8 protein-coding genes are annotated in these 26,722 nt (G+C 72.9%); 7 read left to right on the forward strand and 1 reads right to left on the reverse strand.

Annotation, left to right across the window (positions count from 1 at the left end; all coding sequences use genetic code 11):
- The first annotated feature begins 11 nt into the window (after positions 1-11).
- Positions 12-17,933, forward strand: coding sequence for a type I polyketide synthase (locus DMB38_RS37420; RefSeq protein ID WP_276314940.1), 17,922 nt, complete (start codon positions 12-14; stop codon positions 17,931-17,933).
- 103 nt (positions 17,934-18,036) lie between these two features.
- On the opposite strand, the gene DMB38_RS00595 is transcribed toward DMB38_RS37420, so the two are convergent.
- Positions 18,037-19,458, reverse strand: coding sequence for an FAD-dependent monooxygenase (locus tag DMB38_RS00595; protein ID WP_125933465.1), 1,422 nt, complete (start codon positions 19,456-19,458; stop codon positions 18,037-18,039).
- A 189-nt stretch (positions 19,459-19,647) separates the two neighbouring features.
- Between DMB38_RS00595 and DMB38_RS00600 the strand changes: the two genes are divergently transcribed.
- The 6 genes from DMB38_RS00600 to DMB38_RS00625 all read left to right on the forward strand — a co-directional run bounded on the left by DMB38_RS00600 (position 19,648) and on the right by DMB38_RS00625 (position 26,706).
- Complete coding sequence (locus DMB38_RS00600; protein ID WP_125933466.1) at positions 19,648-19,890, forward strand: ferredoxin; 243 nt, start codon at positions 19,648-19,650, stop codon at positions 19,888-19,890.
- 105 nt (positions 19,891-19,995) lie between these two features.
- The gene (locus DMB38_RS00605; protein ID WP_125933467.1) at positions 19,996-21,198 is read left to right on the forward strand and encodes a cytochrome P450; all 1,203 of its coding nucleotides are present in this window, start codon (positions 19,996-19,998) and stop codon (positions 21,196-21,198) included.
- Positions 21,199-21,202: 4 nt separating this feature from the next.
- Entirely contained in the window at positions 21,203-22,243 is a 1,041-nt protein-coding gene (locus DMB38_RS00610) for a 3-oxoacyl-ACP synthase III family protein (RefSeq protein WP_125933468.1), read from the forward strand.
- A 301-nt stretch (positions 22,244-22,544) separates the two neighbouring features.
- On the forward strand, positions 22,545-24,446 hold the full coding sequence (locus tag DMB38_RS00615) for an HAD-IIIC family phosphatase (RefSeq protein ID WP_125933469.1): 1,902 nt from the start codon (positions 22,545-22,547) through the stop codon (positions 24,444-24,446).
- Positions 24,443-25,480 (forward strand): alpha/beta fold hydrolase, encoded by a 1,038-nt coding sequence (locus DMB38_RS00620; protein WP_125933470.1) that lies wholly within the window; start codon positions 24,443-24,445, stop codon positions 25,478-25,480. The genes DMB38_RS00615 and DMB38_RS00620 overlap by 4 nt, the downstream gene beginning before the upstream one ends.
- A 455-nt stretch (positions 25,481-25,935) precedes the next feature.
- Positions 25,936-26,706, forward strand: coding sequence for an AfsR/SARP family transcriptional regulator (locus DMB38_RS00625; protein WP_101426009.1), 771 nt, complete (start codon positions 25,936-25,938; stop codon positions 26,704-26,706).
- Positions 26,707-26,722 lie beyond the last annotated feature (16 nt).

The raw sequence follows: 26,722 nt of genomic DNA on the forward strand, positions 1-26,722 counted from the left end.
AGCGACGACCAATGTCGGACGAAGCCAAGCTTCGGGAGTACCTGACCCGCGCAGTCGCCGAGCTGCACCAGACGCGGCAGCGCCTGCAGGACGCCGAGACGGCAAGGCAGGAGCCGATTGCGATCGTTTCGATGGCCTGCCGGTACCCGGGCGGGGTGCGTTCGCCGGAGGACCTGTGGCAACTGGTCGCCGCGGGCACGGACGCGATCTCCGGCTTCCCCGGGAACCGCGGCTGGGACGTCGAGGGCCTCTACGACCCGGACCCCGACAGGACCGGGAAGAGCTACGCCCGCGAGGGCGGCTTCCTGCACTCGGCGGACGAGTTCGACCCCGAGTTCTTCGGCATGAGCCCGCGGGAGGCCACGGCCACGGACCCGCAGCAGCGGCTCCTGCTGGAGGCGGCCTGGGAGACGTTCGAGCGCGCGGGCATCGACTCCCACTCCCTCAAGGGCAGCAAGACGGGCGTCTTCGCCGGCGTCATGTACGACGACTACACCGGCCGGCTCATGCACCAGATCCCGGAGGGCTATGAGGGCTTTCTGGGCAATGGTGGTGCGGCGAGTGTGGCGTCGGGTCGGGTGGCGTACACGTTCGGTCTTGAGGGTCCGGCGGTGACGGTGGATACGGCGTGTTCGTCGTCGCTGGTGAGTATGCATTTGGCCGCGCAGGCGTTGCGTAACGGTGAGTGTGAGTTGGCGCTTGCCGGTGGTGTGACGGTGATGGCGACGCCGGGTGTGTTTGTGGAGTTTTCGCGGCAGCGGGGGTTGGCGCCGGATGGGCGGTGTAAGCCGTTTGCGGAGGCTGCGGATGGTACGGGCTGGGGCGAGGGCGTCGGTTTCGTGCTGCTGGAGCGGTTGTCGGATGCGGAGCGTAACGGGCACGAGATTCTTGCGGTGCTGCGGGGTTCTGCGGTCAATCAGGATGGTGCGTCGAACGGGCTGACGGCGCCGAACGGGCCGTCGCAGCAGCGGGTCATCGAGCAGGCCCTGGCCAGCGCGCGGCTGAGTGCGGGTCAGATCGATGCGGTGGAGGCGCACGGTACGGGTACGACGCTGGGTGATCCGATCGAGGCGCAGGCGCTGCTGGCGACCTATGGTCGGGCGCACAGTGCTGAGCGTCCGTTGTGGCTGGGTGCGGTGAAGTCGAACATCGGGCACACCCAGGCCGCCGCGGGTGTCGCGGGTGTCATCAAGATGGTCGAGGCGATGCGCCACGGTGTGCTGCCGCCCACGCTGCACGTGGACGAGCCCAGCAGTCACGTCGACTGGACCGCGGGCCACGTCTCCCTGCTCACCGAGACCCAGCCCTGGCCCGAGACGGGCGAGCCGCGGCGCTCGGCGGTCTCGTCGTTCGGGATCAGCGGCACCAACGCCCACGTCATCCTCGAAGCCGCACCGGAACCCGCACAGCCGGCCGATACCGATGCGAAGGCCGAGCCCTCGCCGGTGCCGGTCGTGGTTTCCGCCCGTACGACGGCCGCCCTCGCGGAGGTCGCGGCCCGGCTGGCAACCTACGTCGAGGAGCACCCCCAGGTCGAGGTCGGCGCGCTGGCGGTAGGGCTGTGGTCGGGGCGAGCGAAGCTGGAACACCGCGCCGGTGTCGTCACCGCCGACCGCGACGAACTCCGTGAAGCCCTCACCGCCCTGGCCACCGGCGCCACGCACCCCGCCCTCGTCACCGGCCCCGGCTCGGTCGAGACCGGCGGGCAGTTGGCCGTGATGTTCTCCGGGCAGGGCAGCCAGCGCCCCGGCATGGGCCGCGAGCTGTACGAGAACTTCCCCGCCTACGCCGAGGCCCTGGACGAGGTCTGCGCGGTGCTGGACCGGCACCTCGACACCGAAGTCCCGCTACGGGACGTGATGTTCGCCGAACCCGGCAGCGAGCACGCCGCGCTGCTGGAGACCACGCTCTACACCCAGCCGGCTCTCTTCGCCCACCACGTCGCCGGCTACCGCCTGCTCCAGACGACGGGCGTGCAGCCCACCGCGCTGATCGGCCACTCCATCGGCGAACTCTCCGCCGCCCACCTCACCGGCACCCTGCCCCTCGCCGTCGCCGCCGACATGGTCGCCACCCGCGCCAAACTCCTCCACACCCTGCCCGAGGGCACCGGCATGCTCGCCGTCAACACCGACGCCGACACCCTCACCCCATACCTGCATAATCACCCCGAAGTGGGCGTCGCCGCGTACAACTCCGAGGTCTCCACCGCCCTCGCCGGCCCCCTCGACGCACTGGAGGCGCTCGGCCGGGAGCTGACCGAGGCCGGTATCCGTACCAAGGCGCTGAAGGTCGCGCACGCCTTCCACACCGCCCACACCGAACCGATCCTCGACGCCTTCACCGACCACCTGACGGACCTCTTCGCCCGCCACACCCTCGGCGAGGCGGACATCCCCGTCATCTCCAACGTCACGGGCCAGCCCGCCGCCAGCGACCAGCACCACGACGCCCACTACTGGGCCCAGCACATCCGCCAACCCGTCCGCTTCCACCAAGGCATCACCCACCTCACCGAGACCGACGGCATCAGCCTCTTCACCGAACTCGCACCCCACCCCACCCTCACCCCCCATCTCCCCTCCAGCGTCCGCAGCACCCCCCACCTGCCGACGGAAACCCGCACCCACCTCACCACCCTCACCGCACTCCACACCCACCACCACCCCACCGACCTCACCCCCCGCCTCCCCGAGACCGCGGCCAAGCTCCCCGTCCTCCCCACCTATCCCTTCCAGCACCGCCCCTTCTGGCTCGACGCGCCCGCCGCGCTCACCAGCGCGACCGACCTCGGCCAACTCGGCACCGCCCACGCCCTCCTCAGCGCCGCCGTGCAACTCGCGGACACCACCGGGGGCGGCGCGGGCTCGGCCGGTACGACGGTCTTCACCGGCCGCCTCAGCCTCTCCACCCACCCGTGGCTCGCCGACCACGCCGTCGCCGGTACGGTCCTCCTCCCCGGCACCGCCCTTGTCGACCTCGCCCTGCACACCGGCGACCACACCGGCACCACCCACCTGCAAGAGCTGACCCTGCACGCGCCCCTCACGATGGACGAGGCCGGTACGCACGACGTCCAGGTCACCACCGCCCCCCTCGCCGGGGCAGAGGGCGAGGACGGCGGCCGGTGGCAGGTGACGATCCACTCGCGCCGCCACACCGCGGACGACGCCGAGCCGGAGCCCTGGACCTGCCACGCCACCGGCATCCTCACGACCGACGCGGACGCCTCCGCTCACCCGGCCCCGGCGCTGGCCCAGTGGCCGCCGGCCGGCGCGGAGCCCGTGGAGGTCACCGACCTCTACCCCCGCTTGCAGGCCGCGGGCTACGAGTACGGGCCCGCCTTCCAGGGCGTCACCGCCGCCTGGCGCGGCGCCGACGGCACCCTCCACGCCGAGATCGCCCTGCCCGAGGACGCCGACGCGTCCGGCCACACCATCCATCCCGCCCTGCTCGACGCCGCCCTCCACCCGCTCGCGGCCGAGAACCTCGGCAAGGACGACAAGGACGGCGCCGACGGCCGGCTCCGGCTGCCCTTCGCCTGGACCGGCGTCACCGTCCACGCCACCGGCGCCACCCACCTGCGCGCCACCCTCATTCCGGCCGGAGAGCACGGCCACGATCTGACGCTGCACACGTGGGACCCCTCCGGCGCGCCCGTCGCCACCGTCTCCGCGCTCAACTCCCGCCCGGTCGACGCCTCGGCGCTCACCGGCGGCCCCCACGCCGACACCGCCACCCGCAACAGCCTCTTCCACCTCGCCTGGAACGCGGCCGCCGCCGAGCAGCCCGCCGAGGCCGAGCGGGTCACACCGGAGCTGGTGGACCTCTACGTCGCGGCTCCCGCCGAGGACGACGGCCCCACCGCCGCGCACGCCGCGACGGAGGCACTGCTGACCCACGTACAGGGCTGGCTGGCCGCCAACGACCGGACCGACCGCCGCCTCGTCGTCCTCACCCACCGCGCCGTCGCGACCGGCCCGGCCGACGACGTGCACCTCCCGCACACGCCGCTGTGGGGCATGGTCCGTACCGCCCAGAACGAGAACCCCGACCGCATCCACCTCGTCGACACCGACACCGCCGTCGATGCCGTCACCGGCGGCGACCCCGCCGCCGTCCCCCACCTGCTCGACGCCCTGGCGACCGGCGAACCGCAGCTCGCGCTCCGCCACGACCAGGTCCTCGTCCCCCGGCTGGCCCGCTCCACCGAGGGGGCCGCCGACGCGCTGGCGATTCCCGCCGGTGAGGAGTCCTGGCGGCTGGACAAGACCGCCTCCGGCACGTTCGACAACCTCGCCTTCCTGCCGAACCCGAACCTCCCCGAGACACTGGCTCCGCACCAGGTGCGCGTCGCGGTACGGGCCATCGGGCTCAACTTCCGCGACGCCCTGATCACCCTCGGCATGTACCCGGGCGAGGCGCTGCTGGCCAGCGAGGGCGCGGGCGTCGTGACCGAGGTCGGCGCCGACGTCGCCAACGTCAAGGTCGGCGACCGCGTCATGGGCATGTTCCCGAACGGCGTGGGCGCGCAGACGGTCACCGACCACCGCATGGTCACCGCCGTCCCCGAGGGGTGGTCGTTCACCGACGCGGCCGGCGTCCCGGTGGCGTACCTCACCGCGTACTACGGGCTCAGGGACCTCGGCGGTCTGGCGGCCGGCGAGTCGCTGCTGCTGCACGCCGCGACCGGCGGCGTCGGCTCCGCCGCGCTCCAGCTCGCCCGCCACTGGGGCGCCGACGTCTATGCCACGGCCAGCCCCGGCAAGCACCACCTGCTCTACGCGCAGGGCCTGGACGAGCAGCACGTCGCGTCCAGCCGCTCCCTCGACTTCGAGGACCACTTCCGCGCCCACACCCCGCACCAGGGTGTCGACGTGGTGCTCAACGCGCTCGCCCACGAGTTCACCGACGCGTCGCTGCGCCTGCTGCGCCCCGGCGGCCGGTTCCTGGAGATGGGCAAGACCGACGTCCGTGACCCGCGGGCCGTCGAGGCCGACCACCGGGTCCGCTACCAGAACTTCGACCTCATCGAGGCCGGTCCCGACCGCATCCAGGAGATGCTGACCGACCTGGCCGCACTCTTCGCCGCGGGCCACCTCACGGCCCCGCGGACCACCTGCTTCGACGTACGCCACGCCCCCAACGCGCTACGGCACCTCAGCCAGGCCCGGCACACGGGCAAGCTGATCCTCACCCTCCCCCGCCCGCTCGACCCGGACGGCACCGTGCTGATCACGGGCGGCACCGGCGGCCTCGCGAGGCTGACGGCCCGTCACCTCGTCGCCGAGCACGGCGTACGCCACCTCCTGCTGGCCTCACGTAGCGGCCCCGGCCACCGCGACGCCGACGCCGTGCGCGCCGAACTCACCGAACTCGGCGCCCAGGTCACCCTCGCGGCCTGCGACGTCACCGACGCCCACGCCGTCCACACCCTCATCGCCTCCGTCGACGAGCGGCACCCGCTGACCGCGGTGATCCACACCCCGGGTGTGCTCGACGACACGATCCTGACCCAGCTCACCCCGGAGACGCTGCACCCGGTACTGGCGCCGAAGGTCGACGCCGCGTACCACCTGCACCAGGCGACGCGCCACCTGGACCTGGCCCACTTCGTCCTCTACTCGTCGGCGGCCGGCACCCTGGGCAACCCGGGGCAGGCCAACTACGCCGCCGCCAACACCTACCTGGACGCCCTCGCCCACCACCGCACCCAGCAGGGCCTGCCCACCACGAGCCTCGCCTGGGGCTACTGGAAGCACACCACCGACCTCACCAAGCATCTCGGCGACAGCGAGGTGGCCCGCAGCGACGCGGCGCTCAGCACCGAGCACGGCCTGAAGCTCCTCGACGCCGCCCTCGCCACCCCGTCCCCGTACCACCTCTGCGTCCCGCTGAACCCGGCCACCCTCCGCACCGGCGAGCGCGTCCCCGCCCTCCTGCGCGACCTCGCCCCGCGGGCGCGGCGCCGGGCGGCCGCGGCCGCCGCGCCGAGCGAGGTCTCGGGGCTCGCGGCGCAACTCGCCGGGCTGTCGGCAGCCGAGCGGCAGCGCCTGCTGCTCGACCTGGTGCGCACCAACGCCGCCGCCGTCCTGGGGCACAGCGACGCCGCCGCGGTGGACGCGCAGGCGCCGTTCAACGACCTCGGGTTCGACTCCCTCACCGCGGTCGAGCTGCGCAACCGGCTCGACGCCGCCACCGGGCTGCGGCTGCCTGCGACCCTGATCTTCGACTACCCGACCGCGCAATTCCTCGCCGACCACATCGGCGCCGAGGTGCTGGAGTCGGCGCCGCGCGCGACGGCGCCGCAGCTCGTGAGCACCGACACCGCGGACGATCCGGTCGTCATCGTGTCGATGGCGTGCCGCTTCCCCGGCGACGTGCACTCCGCCGCCGACCTGTGGAAGCTCGTCGCCGAGGGCCGCGAAGGTCTCTCCGGCTTCCCGACGAACCGCGGCTGGGACCTGGAGAACCTCTTCGACCCCGACCCGGCGGCGACGGGCAAGAGCTACACCAGCTACGGCACGTTCCTGCACGAGGCCGACGAGTTCGACGCCGACTTCTTCCGGATGAACCCGCGCGAGGCGCTGGCGACGGACCCGCAGCAGCGGCTGCTGCTGGAGACCTCGTGGGAGGCGTTCGAGCGGGCGGGCATCGACCCGGCCACGCTCAGGGGCAGCAGCACCGCGGTCTACGCGGGCGTGATCTACGGCGACTACGCCTCGCGGCTGATGCAGAACGCCCCGGAGGGCTTCGAGGGCTATCTCGGCAACGGCAGCGCGGCAAGCGTGGCCTCGGGCCGGGTGGCGTACACCTTCGGTCTCGAGGGCCCGGCGGTGACGATCGACACCGCGTGCTCGTCGTCGCTGGTCGCCCTCCACCTCGCCGCGCAGGCGCTGCGGAACGGCGAGTGCGATCTCGCCCTCGCGGGCGGCGCCACCGTGATGTCGAGCCCGGGTGCGTTCATCGAGTTCTCCCGGCAGCGCGTGCTGTCCGTGGACGGCCGGTGCAAGGCGTTCGCCGACGCGGCGGACGGTACGGGCTGGGGCGAGGGCGTCGGCCTGGTGCTGCTGGAGCGGCTGTCCGACGCGCGGCGCAACGGGCACAAGGTGCTGGCGGTGCTGAAGGGCTCCGCGATCAACCAGGACGGTGCGTCGAACGGGCTCACCGCCCCCAACGGCCCCTCGCAGCAGCGCGTCATCGAACAGGCGCTGGCCAGCGCCGGCCTGACGCCCGGTCAGGTGGACGCCGTGGAGGCGCACGGCACGGGCACGGCGCTGGGCGACCCGATCGAGGCGCAGGCGCTGCTCGCGACCTACGGGCGCGAGCACAGCCCCGAACGGCCGCTGTGGCTGGGCTCCATCAAGTCCAACATCGGCCACACCCAGGCCGCGGCGGGCGTGGCGGGCGTCATGAAGATGGTCGAGGCCATGCGCCACGGCATGCTGCCCCCCACCCTCCACGTCAACGAGCCGTCCCAGCACGTCGACTGGAGCTCCGGCACCATCTCGCTGATCACGGAGTCGACGCCGTGGCCCGAGAGCGACGAGCCGTACCGGGCGGCCGTGTCGTCGTTCGGCATCAGCGGCACGAACGCGCACGTGGTGCTGGAGGCGGCGCCGGTGGAGACCGCGGCGGATGCGCCGTCGGCGGAGCCGGCTCCGGAGGCGGCGCCGGTGCCGGTGGTGGTTTCCGCCCGTACGGCGGGCGCGCTGGCGCAGAGCGCCGAGCAACTTGCCGCGTACGTCGAGCAGCACCCCGAGATCGAAGTGGGCGCGCTGGCCGGACGGCTGTGGTCCGGCCGGTCGAAGATGGAGCACCGCGCGGGCATCGTCACCGCCGACCGCGACGAACTGCGCGAGGCACTGACCGCACTGGCCACAGGTGCGGCGCACCCGGCACTGGTGACCGGGCCTGGCACGGCCAACGCGGGGAAGACCGCGTTCGTGTTCCCCGGACAGGGCTCGCAGTGGACCCGTATGGGCTACCAACTCGCCGCGGAGGAGCCCGCTTTCGCGGAGCACCTGGCCGCGTGCCGCGATGAGCTGTCGCGCTGGTGCGACTGGGACCTCCTGGAGGTCCTGGCCAGCGAGGACGAGAACGCCCTGGATCGCGTGGATGTCGTGCAGCCCGCGCTGTTCGCGGTCATGACCGGCATCGCCGAGTTGCTACGCCACCACGGCGTGGAACCGGACGCCGTCATCGGCCACTCCCAGGGCGAGATCGCCGCCGCATACGTCGCCGGAGCACTCACGCTCTCCGACGCGATCGCCGTGGTGGCCCTGCGGGCGCAGGCCATCACTCGACTCGCAGGCACCGGCACCATGGCCTCGTTCCCGCTGCCCCAGGACGAATTGGGCGACCTGCCCGAGGGCGTCTACGTCGCCGCGATCAACGGGCCGCACACCACGATCCTCGCGGGCGAGACCCAGCCGCTCACCGCTCTGGTCCACGCGTACCAGGAGCGGGAGATCCGCGCCCGCCTGATCCCCGTGGACTACGCCTCGCACACCCCCCACGTCGAAGACCTGCGCGAGACGATCATCACGGACCTGGCAGAACGCGCCGGCATCGAACCGATGGCCCCGGCCATCCCGTTCTACTCGACCCACACCGGGTCCCTCCTCGCCTTCGACCAGGACCTCGACGCGGAGTACTGGTTCAACAACCTCCGCCACCCCGTCCACTTCCACACCACCCTCGAACAGCTCCTCGACGACGGCCACTACACCCTCATCGAATCGAGTCCCCACCCGGTCATGACCGCCGCGCTCGCCGACACCTTCGAGCAGCGCGCCACCCCGGCCCGGCACCACGCCACCCTCGTCCGCAACGACGACACCAAGGTCCGCTTCCTCACGGCACTCACCTCCCTCCACACCCACCACCACCCCGTCGACCTCGCCCCTCACTTCCCGCGGACCGATCAGCCCGCCGACCGGGTGCCCGAGCTGCCCACCTATCCGTTCCAGCGGGAGAGCTACTGGCTTCACGGCTCCGCCCAGCTCACCAGCGCGTCGGACCTCGGTCTGGGCACCACCACCCACCCGCTGCTCCACGCCGCGGTCCCGCTCGCGGACGAGACGGGCACCGGCGCCACCGGCACCGTGGTGTTCACCGGCCGCGTCGGCCTGAGCAGCCACCCGTGGCTCGCCGACCACGCCGTCGCGGGTACGGTCCTGCTGCCCGGCACCGCGCTGGTCGACCTCGCTCTGCACGCCGGTGACCACACGGGCGCCACCCACCTCGAAGAACTGACGCTCCAGGCACCTCTGCTGCTGGAAGAATCCGGCGCCCGCGACCTCCAGGTCACCGCGGGGCCCCACCCCGACGCGGACGGCTGGCAGGTCACGATCCACTCCAGGCCCCACGCGGACGACGAGGCCGAGCCCGAGCCGTGGACCTGCCACGCCACCGGCACCCTCACCGCCGAACCGGCGACCCCGGCCGAGCCCTTGACCCAGTGGCCGCCCACGGGCGCGCAGGCGCTCGACGTGTCGGAGATCTACCCCCGGCTGGCCGCGGGCGGCTACGCGTACGGGCCCGCCTTCCGCGGCGTCACGGCGGCGTGGGCGCAGCCCGACGGCACGCTGCACGCCGAGATCGCCCTGCCCGACGACACCGACCCCGACGGGCACACGATCCACCCCGCCCTCCTCGACGCGGCCCTGCACCCGCTGGCGGCCCAGGGCGGCGCCAAGACCGGAGGGGAGAAGGACGCGCAACTGCGGCTGCCGTTCGCGTGGACCGGTGTGTCCGTCCACGCCACCGGCGCCACCCACCTCCGCGCGACGATCACCCCCACCGGCGACCAGGGCCACGACCTCGCGCTCCGCGCCTGGGACCCCACGGGTGCCCCCGTCGCCACCATCGGCGCCCTCAACACCAGGGCCGTCGACGCCTCGGCGCTGACCAGCGCGGCCGACACCGGCGCCGCGACCCGCAACAGCCTCTTCCACCTCTCCTGGAGCCCTGCCGGGACGGAGGGGGACGAGCCCGCGGACTTGGATCGGTACGACGTGTACGTCGCCGCGCCCGCGGGCGAGGACACCCCGGCCGCGGCACACGTCGCGACCGAGGCGCTGCTGGGCCACGTACAGGACTGGCTGGCCGCCAACGACGAGACCGACCGGCAACTCGTCGTCCTCACCCACCGGGCCGTCGCCACCCACCCGGCCGAGGACGTCCACCTGGCCCACGCCCCGCTCTGGGGCCTGCTCCGCAGCGCCCAGAACGAGAACCCCGACCGCATCCGCCTCGTGGACACCGACGCCGCCGGCATCGACGCGAACGCCGGAGCCGCCGGCATCCCGCACCTCGCCGACGCCCTCGCCACCGGTGAGCCCCAGACCGCCGTCCGCGGCGGCCAGGTGCTGGTCGCGCGCCTCGTGCGCGCGACGGGCGCGGAGAGCGGCGTACTGGACGTGCCGGAGGGCACGTGGAAGCTGGCGAGCGACGGCGACGGCACGCTGGAGGCGCTCGCCTGCCGGCCCGCCCCCGAGTGGGACGCGCCGCTGACCGGCAGCCAGGTCCGCGTGCAACTGCACGCGGTCGGGCTGAACTTCCGCGACACGCTCATCGCCCTGGGCATGTACCCGGGCGACGCCCCGCTGGGCAGCGAGGGCGCGGGCGTGGTGACCGAGGTCGGCGCCGACGTCACGAGCGTGGCGGTCGGCGACCGCGTCATGGGTCTCATGCCCGAGGGCGCCGGCAGCCGGGCGATCACCGACCACCGGCTGCTCACGCCCGTACCGGCGGAGTGGTCCTCCACCCAGGCGGCAGGGATTCCGGTCGCCTTCCTCACGGCGTACTTCGCGCTGAAGGACCTCGGGCGGCTGGAGGCCGGCGAGTCGCTGCTGCTCCACGCCGCCACCGGCGGCGTCGGCTCCGCCGCACTCCAACTCGCCCGCCACTTCGGCGCCGACGTCTACGCCACCGCCAGCCCTGCCAAGCAGCACCTGCTGTACGCGCAGGGCCTGGACGAGCACCACATCGCGTCCAGCCGCACGCTGGAGTTCGAGGACCACTTCCGCGCCCACGGCCCGGACCAGGGCGTGGATGTCGTCCTCAACGCCCTCGCCCACGAGTTCACCGACGCCTCCCTGCGCCTCGTACGCCCCGGCGGCCGGTTCATCGAGATGGGCAAGACGGACATCCGCGACCCGCAGGCGGTCCAGGCCGAACACGGCGCCGAGTACCGGAACTTCGACCTCATCGAGGCGGGCCCGGACCGGATCCAGCAGATCCTGGCGCATCTCACCGAGCTGTTCGCCGAAGGCGTGCTGGCCCCGCTGCCCACCACCTCGTTCGACGTACGGCAGGCCCGCCAGGCCCTGCGCTACCTGAGCCAGGCCCGGCACACCGGCAAGCTGATCCTCACCCTGCCCAGGCCGCTCGACCCGAACGGCACGGTGCTCATCACCGGCGGCACCGGCGTCCTCGCCGGACTGACCGCACGTCACCTGGTCACCGAGCACGGCGTACGCCACCTCCTGCTGGCCTCCCGCAGCGGCCCCGGCCACCCCAACGCGACGGCTCTCCGCGACGAGTTCACCGCACTCGGCGCCCAGGTGACCCTCGCGGCCTGCGACGTCACCGACGCCGACGCCGTACGCGCCCTCGTCGGCTCCATCGGCGACGACCACCCGCTGACCGCCGTCATCCACACGGCGGGCGCGCTGAACGACGCCGTCCTCACCCAGCTCACCCCGGACGACCTGCACCCGGTCCTGGCGCCGAAGGTCGACGCCACCTACCACCTGCACGAGGCGACCCGGCACCTCGACCTGGCGCACTTCGTCGTCTACTCCTCCGCGGCCGGCACCCTCGGCAACCCGGGGCAGTCGAACTACGCCGCCGCCAACACCTACGTGGACGCCCTCGCCCACCACCGCAACCGGCTCGGCCTGCCGACCACCAGCCTCGCCTGGGGCTACTGGAAGCAGGCCACCGGCCTCACCCAGCACCTCACCGCCGACCAGCAGGGCCGCACCGGGAAGCCGCTCACCACCGAGCACGGCCTGCACCTCTTCGACGTCGCGCTCCGGGACCGGCCCGAGTCAACGCTGGTCTGCATGCCGATCGAGCCGGCGGCCCTGCGCCGCGCGCCCAAGGTGCCGGCGCTGCTCCGCGACCTCGTACCGGCCACCGCGCGCCGCGCGACCGCCGCGGGTGCGAGCGCGGTACGGCGCTCGGGGCTCGCCGAGGAACTGGCCGGGCTCGACGAGGCCGAGCAGGACCGGCTGGTGCTGGACCTGATCCGCAGCAACGTCGCGGCGGTCCTCGGCCACGCGCGCCCGGAGACCATCGATCCGCAACGCCCGTTCAAGGAGCTGGGCTTCGACTCCCTCACCGCCGTCGAGCTGCGCAACCGGCTCACCAACGCCACCGCGCTCCAGCTCCCCTCCACCCTGGTCTTCGACCACCCGACGCTCACCGAGCTGTCGGTCTTCCTGCGGGGCAAGCTGCTGGACGAGCAGCCGCGGCTGCGCGCGGCGAAGCAGGTCGCGGCCGTGGCCGACGACGACCCGATCGTGATCGTCTCGATGGCCTGCCGCTACCCCGGCGGGATGCGGCGGCCCGAGGATCTGTGGAGGCTGGTCTCCGAGGGCGTCGAGGCGATCGGCGACCTGCCGGACGACCGCGGCTGGGACCTCGACGGCCTCTACGACCCGGACCCGGACGCGCCGGGCAAGATGTACACCCGCAAGGGCGCGTTCCTGTACGACGCCGGGCGGTTCGACGCGGACTTCTTCCACATGAACCCGCGCGAGGCCCTGGCCACCGATCCCCAGCAGCGGCTGCTGCTGGAGACCGCCTGGGAGGCGTTCGAGCGGGCGGGCATCGACCCCACCAGCCTCAAGGGCAGCAGCACCGGCGTGTTCGCGGGCGTCATCTCGCAGGACTACCTGATGCGCATGCACGACGCGCCGGACCACCTGGAGGGCTACTTCGCCACGGGCGGCTCCGCGAGCATCGCCTCGGGCCGGGTGGCGTACACCTTCGGTCTCGAGGGTCCGGCCATGACCGTGGACACGGCCTGCTCGTCGTCGCTGGTCGCCCTCCACCTCGCGGCGCAGGCGCTGCGTAACGGGGAGTGCGATCTCGCCCTCGCCGGCGGCGCGACCATCATGGCCACGCCGGGCACCTTCCAGGTCTTCTCCCGGCAGCGCGGCCTGGCCGCCGACGGCCGCTGCAAGCCCTTCGCCGACGCCGCCGACGGCACCGGCTGGGGCGAGGGCGTCGGTCTGGTGCTGGTCGAGCGGCTGTCGGACGCGCGGCGCAACGGACACGAAGTGCTCGCCGTCGTCCGCGGCTCCGCCGTCAACCAGGACGGTGCGTCGAACGGCCTCACCGCGCCCAACGGCCCGTCGCAGCGCCGCGTCATCGAACAGGCGCTCGCCAACGCCGGGCTGACCGGCGACCAGGTCCACGCCGTCGAGGCGCACGGCACGGGCACGACGCTGGGCGACCCGATCGAGGCGCAGGCCCTGCTGGAGACGTACGGCCAGGCGCACTCCGAAGAGAATCCGCTGTGGCTGGGCTCCATCAAGTCCAACATCGGCCACACCCAGGCCGCGGCCGGTGTCGCCGGCGTCATCAAGATGGTCGAGGCCATGCGGCATGGTGTCCTGCCCCCGACGCTCAACGTCGACATGCCCACGAGCCATGTCGACTGGGACGCGGGCCACATCGAGCTGCTGACGGAGGCCCGCCCCTGGACGGAGGACGGTGAGCCGCGGCGGGCGGCGGTGTCGTCGTTCGGCATGAGCGGCACCAACGCGCACCTGATCCTGGAAGCGGCTCCGGTCCTGCCGGAGGCCGAGGCTGAGCCGGAGGCGGGGGCGGCGCCGGTTCCGGTGGTGGTTTCCGCCCGTACGGCGGGCGCGCTGGCGCAGAGCGCCGAGCAGCTTGCGGCGTACGTCGAGGAGCACCCCGAGATCGAGGTGGGCGCACTGGCCGGACGGCTGTGGTCCGGCCGGTCGAAGATGGAGCACCGCGCCGGCATCGTCACCGCCGACCGCGACGAACTGCGCGAGGCACTGACCGCACTGGCCACAGGTGCCGCACACCCGGCACTGGTCACGGGACCGGGGCCTGTGGCCGCGGGGAAGACGGCGTTCGTGTTCCCGGGGCAGGGCTCGCAGTGGACCCGTATGGGCTACGAACTGGCCGCCGAGGAGCCGGTCTTCGCCGCGCATCTCGCCGCGTGCCGCGATGAGCTGTCGCGCTGGTGCGACTGGGATCTGCTCGACGTCCTGGCCAGCGAGGACGAGAACGCCCTCGACCGCGTGGACATCGTGCAGCCCGCGCTCTTCGCCGTGATGACCGGCATCGCGCAGCTCCTGCGCCACCAGGGCGTCGAGCCCGACGCCGTCATCGGCCACTCCCAGGGCGAGATCGCCGCCGCGTACGTCGCCGGAGCACTGACCCTGCCCGACGCCATCGCGGTCGTCGCGCTACGGGCGCAGGCCATCACCCGCCTTGCAGGCACCGGCACGATGGCCTCGTTCCCGCTGCCGGCAGACGAGCTTCAAGACCTGCCCGAGGGTGTCTACGTCGCCGCAATCAACGGGCCGCACACCACGATCCTCGCGGGCGAGACCCAGCCGTTGACGGACCTGGTCCACACGTACCAGGAGCGGGAGATCCGCGCCCGCCTGATCCCCGTCGACTACGCCTCACACACCCCCCACGTCGAAGACCTGCGCGAGACGATCATCACGGACCTGGCCGAACGCGCCCGTATCGAGCCGGTGGCCCCGACCATCCCCTTCTACTCGACGCACACCGGGTCCTTGCTTGCCTTCGACCAGGACCTCGACGCGGAGTACTGGTTCAACAACCTCCGCCACCCCGTCCACTTCCACACCACCCTCGAACAACTCCTTGACGACGGCCACTACACCCTCATCGAATCCAGCCCCCACCCGGTCATGACCGCGGCCCTGGCCGACACCTTCGAGCAACACCCCACCGCCGCCCACCACCACGCCACGCTGATCCGCAACAACGGCACCAAGGCCCGCTTCCTCGCGGCCCTCACCACCCTCCACGCCCACCACCACCCCGTCGACCTCGCCCCCCACCTGCCGCGGTCGGCGAGCTCCCTGCCGAGCCTTCCCACCTACCCGTTCCAGCACCAGCCCTACTGGCTGAACGCTCCGGCCCGGCTCGCGAGCGCCACCGACCTCGGCCTCGCCACGACGACCCACCCGCTGCTGCACGCCGCGGTCCAGCTCGCCGACGGCGCCGAAGGCGGCGCGGGCACCACGGTGTTCACGGGCCGGGTGAGCCTGAGCACCCACCCGTGGCTCGCCGACCACGCGGTCGCCGGTACGGTCCTCCTCCCCGGCACCGCCCTGGTCGACCTCGCCCTGCACGCCGGCGACCACACCGGCGCCACCCACCTCGAAGAACTCACGCTCCAGGCACCGCTGGTGCTGGAGGAGACCGGCGCCCGCGACCTCCAGGTCACCGCCGCGCCCCAGGGTGGATCCGACTCGTCCGGTACGGGCCGGTGGCAGGTCACCGTCCACTCCCGGCCGCACACCGACGACGCCGAGCCCGAGCCGTGGACCTGCCACGCCACCGGCACCCACACCGCCGAGCCCGCGACCCCGGCCGAGCCCCTGACCCAGTGGCCGCCCGCGGGTGCGGAGCCCTTCGAGGTCGGCGCGCTCTACCCCGAGCTGGCCGCGGCGGGCTACGAGTACGGCCCGGTCTTCCAGGGCGTGACCGCGGCCTGGAAGGAGGCCGACGGGACGCTGCACGCGGAGATCGCCCTCCCGCAGGGCGCCGACGCCTCCGGCCACGCCCTCCACCCCGCGCTCCTCGACGCCGCACTGCACCCCCTCGCGGCACACAACGACGGCGCGGACGGGCAGCTCCGGCTGCCGTTCGCGTGGAGCGGTGTGTCGGTCCACGCCACCGGCGCCACCGGGCTACGCGCCACTCTCACCCCCGCGGGCGAGCACGGCCACGACCTCGCCCTGCGCGCCTGGGACACGACGGGCGCGCCGGTGGCGACGGTCTCGGCGCTCAACACCCGGCCCATCGACGCCGCGGCGCTGAGCGCCCGGAGCAGCGAGGACACCCGCAACAGCCTGTTCCACCTCGGCTGGAGCCCTGCCGCCGCCGATCAGTCGGCGGTGGTGGATCCGGACCGGGTGGACGTGTACGTGGCCGTCCCGGCCGCCGAGGACACCCCGGTCGCGGCGCACGTCGCGACCGAGGCGCTGCTGACCCACGTCCAGAACTGGCTGGCCGACAACGACGAGACCGACCGCCGCCTCGTCGTCCTCACCCACCGCGCGGTGGCCACCGCACCGGCCGATGACGTCCACCTGGCGCATGCGCCGCTGTGGGGCCTGGTCCGTACGGCTCAGAACGAGAACCCCGACCGCATCCACCTCGTCGACACCGACGCCACCGGCGTCGAGCCCGGGACGCAAGCGGCCGACGTCCCGCACCTCACCGACGCCCTGGCCACGGGCGAACCGCAACTCGCCCTCCGCGACAACACGGTCCTCATCCCCCGCCTGACCCGCTCCACCGACGACGCCGCGACGGAATCCCGGCCGCTCGACCCGAACGGCACCGTGCTCATCACGGGCGGCACCGGCGGTCTCGCGAGCCTGACGGCACGTCACCTCGTCACCGAGCACGGCGTACGCCACCTCCTGCTGGCCTCACGCAGCGGCCCAGACCACCCCAACGCGACGGCTCTCCGGGACGAACTCACCGCACTCGGCGCCCAGGTCACCGTCGCGGCCTGCGACGTCACCGACGCCGACGCCGTACGCACCCTCGTCGACTCCGTCGACGAGCAGCACCCCCTCACCGCGGTCATCCACACGGCCGGGGCACTCAACGACGCCACCCTCACCCAACTCACCCCCGACGACCTGCACCCCGTCCTGGCGCCCAAGGTGGACGCCGCGTACCACCTCCACGAGGCGACGCGGCACCTGGACCTGGCCCACTTCGTCCTCTACTCCTCCGCCGCCGGCACCCTCGGCAACCCCGGCCAGGCCAACTACGCCGCCGCCAACACCTACCTCGACGCCCTCGCCCACCACCGCACCCGGCAGGGCCTCCCCACCACCAGCCTCGCCTGGGGCTACTGGAAGCACACCACCGATCTCACCGGCCACCTCACCACCCACCAGCAGAGCCGCACCGGCACGCCGCTCACGACGGAGCACGGGCTGCGCCTCCTCGACGTCGCGCTGACCACCTCCGCGTCGCACCACCTGTGCGTGCCGCTCAACCCGAGCACGCTGCGCACCGCGCCCCACCTGCCCGCGCTCCTCCGCGACCTCGTGCCGGCCTCCCGCCGCTCGGCCGCGTCGCCGGCCGCGGGCGCGCCCGGCGGCACCGCGCTGGCCGACCAGCTCGCGGCGCTGCCCGAGCCGGAGCAGCGGCACAAGGCGGTCCTCGATGTCGTCCGCAGCAACATCGCCGCGGTCCTCGGCCACGGCACCGCCGAGACCATCGACCCGCACCGCCCCTTCAAGGAACTGGGCTTCGACTCCCTCACCGCCGTCCAGCTCCGCAACCAGCTCACCACCACCACCGCACTCCGCCTCCCCGCAACCCTGATCTTCGACCACCCCACCCCCGACGCCCTGGCCGGCCGGATCCTGGCGGACCTGATGCCGGAGGCGGCCAGCGCGTCGCGCCGGGTGATCGCCGATCTGGACGCGCTGGAGCTGGAGCTGAAGCAGCTCGCGGCGGACGAGGCGGAACGCTCGCGGATCACGCTGCGGCTGCAGACGCTGCTGTCGAACTGGAACGACGCGCGCCCGGCCCCGGCCGAGGACGTGAGCAACAAGATCCAGGAGTCGTCCACGGAGGAGATCTTCGACTTCATCGACCGGCAGCTCGGCCGTACGGACGGCAGCGAGGCACCTTCGACGCCCGGACAGTGAAAGGCCGGTGACAGGAGAACCGCCCGCCGTGATCACGGCGGGCGGTTCTCTTATTGCCTTTTGCCTTGCAGTTCTCCGGGGCCGTTCTCGCCGCGGGTTCCGGCTACTTCGCCGTCCGCAGCACCGCCGCCTCCGCGTCCTTCAGCGGCGCCGCCGTCAGCGGCGGCCGGCCCTGCTGCCGCATCGACGCCAGGAACTCGGGCGTCTCCAGGCTGCCCAGCGGTGCGGTGAGCGTGGTGACGGCCGTGAGGGCGTCGCAGACGCGCTCGTTGACCAGGGACGCACTGGTGACCAGGTCGGCGAACCCCTGCCGCTGCGCGGCCTGGGTGGTCAGGCGGGGGTCGCTGACCGTGGCCTTGTTGTCGGGGTAGCACAGGTCCTGCGAGGCGGAGAGCAGCCACGGCGCGTCGGCGGCGGCGGCGATGGCCTGCTGCGCCGTACGGGCCAGGCCGGGCTTCAGCCCGCCGGCGCGGCTCAGGGAGGTCTCCAGCGCCCGGGCGGACTGGGCGGCGACGCTCATGCCGTGGCCGTGGATGGGGTTGAGGGACACCACGCAGTCCCCGAGCGCGACGAGCCCTTCGGGGCGGTCGGCGAGGCGGTCGAGGTGCATGCGGCGGTTGAGGGTGCTGCGGGTCGTACGGACCGGCGTCAGCGGCTCCGCGGCCTCGATCAGGTCTGCGACGACCGGGTCGCGCAGGCTGCGGGCGAACTCGGCGAAGCGCGCGTCGTCGGAGGTCGGTTCGCCGCCGCGGGTGCCGGAGAGGGTGATGATCCAGCGGCCGTCCTCGATGGGCAGGAGCAGGCCGTTGCGGCCCGGCCGGCCCGTGCGGTGGTCGGCGTAGACGCTGACGACGGGGAAGTCCGCGGGGGCGCCGGCGGGGGCACGGAAGACGCGGGTGGCGTAGGTGAGTCCGGTGTCGACGCTCTCCTCGGCGGCGGGCGGCAGGCCGAGGTCGGTGAGCCAGTGCCGCAGCCGGGAGCCGCGGCCGGTGGCGTCGACGACGATGTCGGCGGGCAGTTCGCGCGTGCCGCCGTCCGGGGTGCGTACGCGGACGCCGGTGACGCACGTGCGGTCGCCGAGCAGCCCGTGCGCCTCCGTCCTCGTCAGCACCTCGGTGTCCGGGTGGTCCAGGGCGGCCTCGCGGACCGTCTGGTCGAGGAGGGGGCGGCTGCAGGTGAGCGCGTAGTGGGAGCCGGGGAAGCGGTGCTGCCAGCCGTAGGCGCTGTAGAGGACCATGTCCTCCTTGACGCCGATGCGGTGGGCGCCGGCGGCGCGCAGCCGGTCCAGGGTGCCGGGGAGCAGCGCCTCGATGGCCTCCGCGCCGCCGGACCAGAGGATGTGCGCGTGCCGGCCCTGCGGGACGCCCTTGCGGGGCTCGGGCTCCTCCGGGTACGTGTCGCGTTCGACCACGGTGACGTGGTCGACGTGGTCCCGCAGTGCCCGTGCGGCCAGCACGCCGGCGAGGCCGCCCCCGAGTACGACTCCGTGAACTCGGGTGTTCGGGCCCCGGGTTGCTTCCGCCATTTGCTGTTCCGCCCTTTCCGCATGGTCCGGTGCCGGGCGGTTGCCGTATGCCGCCCGGTTCACCATGCGGGTCGCGGCTTGGGGGTGACTTGCCGGTTTCTAAAGCCTTTTCCGGCTACGAAGGCGGAGGTGAATGGCCTTACGCTACGGGCCGGTTCAACGGATCCGAGTTTCCGGAAGGATGCTCTCATGCGGGATTCCTCCATGCAGGTCGAGACCGAGATCGAGCGGTGCGTCGCGTCTGGCATGTGCACGCTCCTGGCCCCGCGGGTCTTCGACCAGGATGAGGCGACAGGTCAGGTCGTGGTGCTGGCAGAGCGCCCCGCCGAGGAGCAGTGGGAGGCGGTGGACGAAGCCGTGCGCTCCTGCCCGGCACAGGTCATCCGGTTCGAGGAGGCGGCCGAGCCCGCCGAGCGGGCCGACGCGCCTTAAGCACGCCCAAGTCCGCCTTAAGGCCATAACCCGAGGCTGGGCGGGAAAGGCGTGGACCGGCGGTGCCGGCCCCGCGGCTTCGCATGCGGAGGAAGGAAACGCGTCATGTCGGACACGCTGTCCACGCCGCCCCGGCGGTTGCCGACCGAGCGGCCGCGCCCGCTGGACCCGCCGGAAGAGCTGGGCCGGCTGCGTGCCGAGGAGCCGGTGAGCCCGCTGCTGTACCCGGACGGGCACGTGGGCTGGCTGGTGACGAGTCACGCCGCGGCCCGGAAGGTCCTCAGCGACCAGCGGTTCAGCGCCCGGGGCGACATCAAGAAGGTGCCCTTCGAGCTGCCCTCCGGCGGCCGGCCCTGGGAGAAGGTGCCGCCCGGCTTCTTCATGCACATGGACCCGCCGGACCACACCCGCTACCGGCGGCTGCTCACCGGCCAGTTCACGGTGCGGCGGATGAAGGCGCTGGAGCCTCGCATCGAGCAGATCACCGAGGAGCACCTGGACGAGATGGAGCGGCAGGGGCCGCCCACGGACCTGGTGCCGTCGTTCGCGCTGCCGATTCCCTCGCTGGCGATCTGCGAGCTGCTGGGCGTGCCGTACGGCGAGCGCAAGCGTTTCCAGGACCACTCGACGACCGTGATGCGCATCGGCTCCTCCGGCGAGGAGGTCGCGGCGGCCTTCGCCGCGATCTACGGGCTCATCCACGAGCTGGTGCAGCTCAAGCACAAGGAGCCCGAGGACGACCTGCTGAGCGGGTTGATCGCGACCGGTGAGCTGAACGACGCGGAGCTGACCGGCATCGGGATGCTGCTGCTGATGGCGGGGCACGAGACGACCGCCAGCATGCTGTCGCTCGGCACGTACGCGCTGCTGCGCCACCCCGGCGAGGTCAAGCGGCTCCGCGAGGACCCGAAGCTCTTCGGCAACGCCGTCGAGGAGCTGATGCGGTACCTGACGATCGCCCAGTTCGGCGTGCCGCGCACCGCGCTGGAGGACGTCGAGCTGGAGGGCAAGCTGATCAAGGCGGGCGACGGGGTCACCGTCTCCCTGTCGGCGGCCAACCGCGACCCGGGGCGGTTCGAGGACGCGGACAGCTTCGACGTGAGCCGCTCCACCTCCGGGCACATGGCGTTCAGCTACGGCATCCACCAGTGCCTGGGCCAGCAACTGGCCCGGGTGGAGATGCGGATCGCGTACTCGGCGCTCTTCCGCCGCTTCCCCGACCTGCGGCTTGCGGTGGAGCCGGAAGAGGTGCCGCTGCGCGCGGAGGCGACGATGTACGCCGCGAGTTCGCTCCCGGTGGCCTGGTGATCACGTGCTCGTTCTGAACCGGGAGAGCGGCCTGCGGGTCGCCGGCCTCGGCACGGCGTCGCCGGGCCCGCCCATCGACAACGCGACCCTGGGCCGCCGCATGGGCCTGGGCCCGATGTGGGAGCAGTGGGCGGAGGCGTTCGTCGGCACGAAGTACCGCCATCTCGCGGTCGACCTGGAGACCGGCGAGCCGCGGTTCTCGCTCGCCGACCTCGGCGAGACGGCGGGCCGGCGGGCCCTGGCCGCGGCCGGCCTGGAGCCGTCGGACGTCGACGTGGTCGTGATGGGCACGGCCATGCCGGACATGCTGATGCCGACGACGGTGAACGTCGTCGCGGACCGGCTGGGCATCGACCAGGTGCCGACGTACCAGTTGCAGTCCGGGTGCTCGGGCGCGGTGCAGGCACTGTCGGTGGCGGCGGGGCTGCTGCTGTCGGGAAGCCACCGCACGGCGCTGGTGCTCGGCGGCGACGTCTCGGCGAAGCTCGTCGATCCGGACATGGACGCCGCGGCGCTGCCGCCCGCGCAGTTGGTGAACCTCATGCTGTTCGGGGACGGTGCCGGCGCGCTGGTGCTCACCGCGGAGCCGTCGCCGGGGCCCGCGCTGCGGGCGGTGTTCACCAAGCTGGTGGGGCTCGGCAAGCAGCCGGGGCAGACGCTCGACTGGTACGGCGCGAGCCGCCGGTTCGACGGCCCACCGGTCAGCGAGGACTACAAGGCGATCGAGGCGGCGGTGCCGGAGATGGCCGCCGAGTCGGCCGAGGAGCTGCTGAACGGGCTGGACTGGAAGCCGGACGAGCTGGCGTACGTGCTGCCGCCGCAGCTCTCCGGGCGGATGACGGCGAAGATCCGGGAGCGGATGGGCGCGCCGGAGGCGCAGGAGGTCTCCTGCGTCGACGAGACCGGCAACAACGGTAACGCGCTGGTGTTCTTCCAGTTGGAGCGGCTGCTGCCGAAGCTCGCCGCGGGCGACCGGGCCCTCGGCGTCGCCATCGAGTCGAGCAAGTGGATCAAGTCGGGCTTCGCGCTGGAGACGACCGGCTGACCGGATCGCAGAGGTCACTCAACGGGCGCCGTGCGCCGCTGTGTTCACGCAGCGGAGCGCGGCGCCCGCGCCGTACCGGCCCCGGGTCCTCTGGCCCGCGGGCATGCATCGCCGTGGAGCCCCGAGACCCCAGCGGTGGCGGCCCGGCGCGCGGGGCCGCCACCCCTGCGTACGACCGCTTTAGACCCCTCCAAGGCCCCGTCAAGCCCCGCTCGCGAGCCTGGGGGCGGTCCGCCCGCGCCTCTCCCGTAGCGCCCGCCCGGCGGCCCGCTGCGCTGGTCCACCAGGAGGTGTGAGATCCGTGTCCGCTGCCCCCGCTCCCCCGCCATCCGCTCCGGATCCCGTCGCGGAGCTGCACCGGTCCGGAAGCCTGGTCGCGGAGTACCCGAGACTCCCCGCGCTCCTGCACGGCCTCGGTGAGGACGAACGGCAGCGCGCCGGGCGGCTGCTGTCCCGCCTCTCCCCCGACGAGGTGCTCGCCGTCCACCCCGGCATCCCGACCGTGTCCGTCGCGGTCACCGGGCACGGCACGGTCGCCGGCCTCGTGCCGCCGCTCACCATGGAGCTGGCCAGGCACGGCATGCTGCTCCGCTCCCACGTCGCGGACTACGACAGCTGGCTCTTCGACCTCGCCGACCCCGCCGGGGAGGTCTACGCCGCCGGCACCGACCTCGTGGTCTGCCTGCTGGCCGCCGGGATCGTCTTCGACGAGGTACCGCGCCCCTGGCGGCCCGAGGACGTCGAGCGGGTGCTGACCGAGAAGGTGCACCTCCTCGGCAAGCTCGCCGCCACCCACGGCACCTCCGGCTCCGGCACCCTCGTCTACACCACGATGCCGCTGCCCCGGGAGTTCACCGCCCAGCTCGTGGACCACCGCTCCCGCGCCCGCCTCGGCGCCGTCTGGCGCGAGGGCAACGCCCGGCTGCTCGGGCTCATGGACGAGCACCCGGGCCTCGTCGTCCTCGACCTCGACCCGCTCCTCACCGGCCCCGCCGCCCTCGCCGAGGACCGGCTGGCGACCTACGCCGGCACGCCGTTCGCGGCCGAGCTGACCGCCGCCGTCGCGCGGGAGGTCGCGCACCTCGCCCGCGGCCGGTCAGGGCGGGCGAAGAAGGTGCTCGCGGTCGACCTGGACAACACGCTGTGGGGCGGCGTGCTCGGCGACGACGGCCGGGAGGGCATCGAGGTCGCCGACGGCCGCTCGGGGCGCGCCTTCCAGCGCATGCAGCGGGTGGTCAAGCAGCTCGCCTCGCGCGGGGTGCTGGTGGCCGCCGTCAGCAAGAACGACGTGGAGCCGGTACGCGAGGTGCTGCGCGACCACCCCGAGATGACCCTGCGCGAAGACGACTTCGTCCGGGTGGTCGCCAACTGGTCTCCCAAACACGACAACCTGCGGGCGCTGGCCGAGGACCTCAACCTCGGCCTCGACTCGTTCGTCTTCGCCGACGACAGCCCCTACGAGTGCGGCCTGGTGGCCCGCGAGCTGCCCGAGGTCACCGTGCTCCACCTCGACGGCGACCCGGCGCTGCACGCCGGGCGGCTGCTCGCCGACGGCTGGTTCGACGTGCGGGACCTCACCGACGACGACGTCCGCCGCCCCGAGCGCTACCGCGAGGAGCTGGTCCGCAAGGACTTCCTCGACTCCTTCTCCTCGCTCGACGACTACCTGCGCGAGCTGGACGTACGGGTGGAGCTGACCGCCGCCGCCGAGGCCGACGTGCCGCGTGTCGCCCAGCTCACGCAGCGCACCAACCAGTTCAACCTGACCACCCGGCGGCTCCAGCAGGACGAGGTCGCCTCCCTGGCCGGCTCGCCGGGGAACCTGGTCCTGGCCATCCGCTCCGGCGACCGCTTCGGCGACAACGGCCTCGTCGGTGCGGTGTTCGTACGGACCGACGGGCCCGTGTGGCACGTCGACAACTTCCTGCTGAGCTGCCGGGTCTTCGCGCGCGGCATCGAGCAGGGCTGCCTCAGCGCGCTGCTGGAACACGCCAGGGCCGAGGGGGCCGAGGCAGTCGCGGCACGGTACGTGCCGTCGCCGAAGAACGGCAAGGTCAGGGACTTCTATTCACGGAACGGCTTCGACGCCCACGGGCACGCCGAGGACGGGACCGCCGACTTCCGTCACGAGCTGCGGCAGATCGACACGGTGCCGGCCCACCTCGCCCTGACCGTGCGCTGGGCGCGGGAGGGAACACGATGAACGACGTCACGGAGCTCAAGGAGTTCGCGCTCGTCCACGCCAAGGCGCTCCAACTGCCCCCCGGGCAGTACGAGAAGGTGCTCGACCGCATCACCAGCGACGAGGACGGCGCCCCCGGCTCGTGGACGGCGCAGTGGTCGGCGGCCGCCGCGGAACTCGACGGCGCCGGGCAGTTGCTGCCCGCGTTCCTCTGCTACACCATGGCGCGCTTCCCGGTCGTCGACGGCCCGGCGCGGCAGGAGGCGTACGAGAAGTGCCGGTCGGTGTTCGACCGCTGGCGCGCCGGCCAGCAGGGCATCGAGCGGATCACCGCGCCGCTGGCCGACGGCGAGGTGGTGGCGTGGGCCGGCGGGCTCTCGGCGGCGGAGCCGAAGCCGGTGCTGCTGGTGACGGGCGGGATCGTCAGCCTCAAGGAGCAGTGGGCGCCGGTGACGCTCCAGGCGGCGGCGCTGGGCATGGCCATCGTCGTCACCGAGCTGCCGGGCGTGGGCGAGAACACCCTCCCGTACGACCGGGAGAGCTGGCGGATGCTGCCCGCCGTCCTCGACGCGATCGCGGACCGGGCCGACGTCGCCGACACGTACGCCCTCGCCAACAGCTTCGGCGGGCACCTCGCGCTGCGCTGGGCCGGGCACGACGCCCGGGTGCGCGGCATCGTGACGTCGGGGGCGCCGGTGAGCGAGTTCTTCGTCGACGCCGACTGGCTGCGTGGCGTGCCCGGCATCACCCGGCACACGCTGGCCCGGCTCACCCGCACCGCCGGGGGCGACGACGACGCGCTGCACAAGACGCTCGCCGACTGGGCGCTGACGCCCGAGGAGCTGGCCGCGCTGGAGATCCCCGTCTGCTACTCCGCCAGCCTGCGCGACGAGATCATCCCGGCCGGGGACCCGGCGTTCGTGCGGCAGCACGTGAAGCAGGTCAGCATGAACGAGTTCGACGACGTGCACGGTGCGCCGGCGCACGTGCAGCAGACCGTGGACTGGACGTTCGGCTCGCTGCTGGCGATGCGCCAGGGCCACGCCCCGCGCTGAGGCCGCTCAGCCCGCCCCTCCCGGCCTCCGGCCGGTCCGCCGGAGTCCCGCAACGGCCGCAAGGCCCCCTGTGCGCACAGGGGGCCTTGCGGCCGTTGCCGTACGGGCGGGTGCATTCCCGTGGCCCGCGCCCGCGGATATCGGGCAGCGGATACGCTGCGGTGAATACCGGGCATTTGCGAGAACGGCGGATGATCACGACGCATTGGCTGGGGGGCGTGAATGCGTTACACACGGCGCTGCACGCCCTGCGCAATACCCCTGACAACACGTAGGGGGGACTTAGGGGTGGGTAGGGGTTTCGGCACCCCCTACCCCCTCCATAGCCTGCAAAGACCTGTACAGCATCGCCGCGTCACACACAAGCTCCCCTGCCTGTAGCGGCGAGAGAATTGAACAACAGTGCCATGAAAACTGGGCACTTCGGCCCAGAGAAATTCATCGGGGGTTGAAAAGTGCAGTACGAAATACTCGGACCCGTCCGGGTGGTGGACAGTCGCGGCAGCAGATTCGTGAGCGCCAAGAAGATGCAGGTGCTCCTCGTCCTGTTACTGATCCGCGCCCGGCAGGTGGTCTCGATCGACGAGGCCATAGCCGAGATCTGGGGGCAGAACCCGCCGCGCCGCGCGACCGCGGGCATCCACGTCTACATCTCGCAACTCCGCAAGTTCCTCGGCGAGCCAGGCAGCCGGAACAACCCGATCCTCACCCGCCCGCCCGGCTACCTGCTGCATCTGGAGGACGACGAGTTCGACGTGGACCGCTTCCAGGAGCTGCTGCACCGGGGGCGCCTGCACCTGAAGGAGGGCCGTCCCGAGCAGGCCGTCACCGCCTTCGAGGACGGGCTCTCCCTGTGGCGCGGTCCGGTCCTCGGGGACCTGTGCGACGGCCCGATCATCGCGGGCTTCGCCACCTGGCTCGAGGAGACCCGCCTGGAGTACCTGGAGTGGCTGATCGAGGCGCAGTTGAGCCTCGGGCTCCATCGCGAACTGATCGGCCGGCTGTCCGCGCTGACCGCGGAGTACCCGCTGCGGGAGACGTTCTACCGGCAGTTGATGCTCGCGCTGTGCCGCTCGGAGCGGCAGGCGGACGCGCTGCGTACGTACCAGCAGGCCAGGACCCGCCTCAACGAGGAACTCGGCCTGGAGCCCTGCCGGGCGCTGCGCAACCTGCAGCAGGCCATCCTCGTCGCGGACGAGCGGCTGGAGCTGCCGGCCGCGGTCTGACGGACCGCCCGGTCCT

Source organism: Streptomyces sp. WAC 06738 (assembly GCF_003945505.1).
In the GTDB taxonomy this organism is placed as follows: Bacteria; Actinomycetota; Actinomycetes; order Streptomycetales; family Streptomycetaceae; genus Streptomyces.

Bases quoted from the DNA above. Each gene is read 5' to 3' on its own strand.
- DMB38_RS37420 (WP_276314940.1), top strand. From the start codon at position 12: ATGTCGGACGAAGCCAAGCTTCGGGAGTACCTGACCCGCGCAGTCGCC.
- DMB38_RS00595 (WP_125933465.1), bottom strand. From the start codon at position 19,458: ATGGCGGAAGCAACCCGGGGCCCGAACACCCGAGTTCACGGAGTCGTA.
- DMB38_RS00600 (WP_125933466.1), top strand. From the start codon at position 19,648: ATGCGGGATTCCTCCATGCAGGTCGAGACCGAGATCGAGCGGTGCGTC.
- DMB38_RS00605 (WP_125933467.1), top strand. From the start codon at position 19,996: ATGTCGGACACGCTGTCCACGCCGCCCCGGCGGTTGCCGACCGAGCGG.
- DMB38_RS00620 (WP_125933470.1), top strand. From the start codon at position 24,443: ATGAACGACGTCACGGAGCTCAAGGAGTTCGCGCTCGTCCACGCCAAG.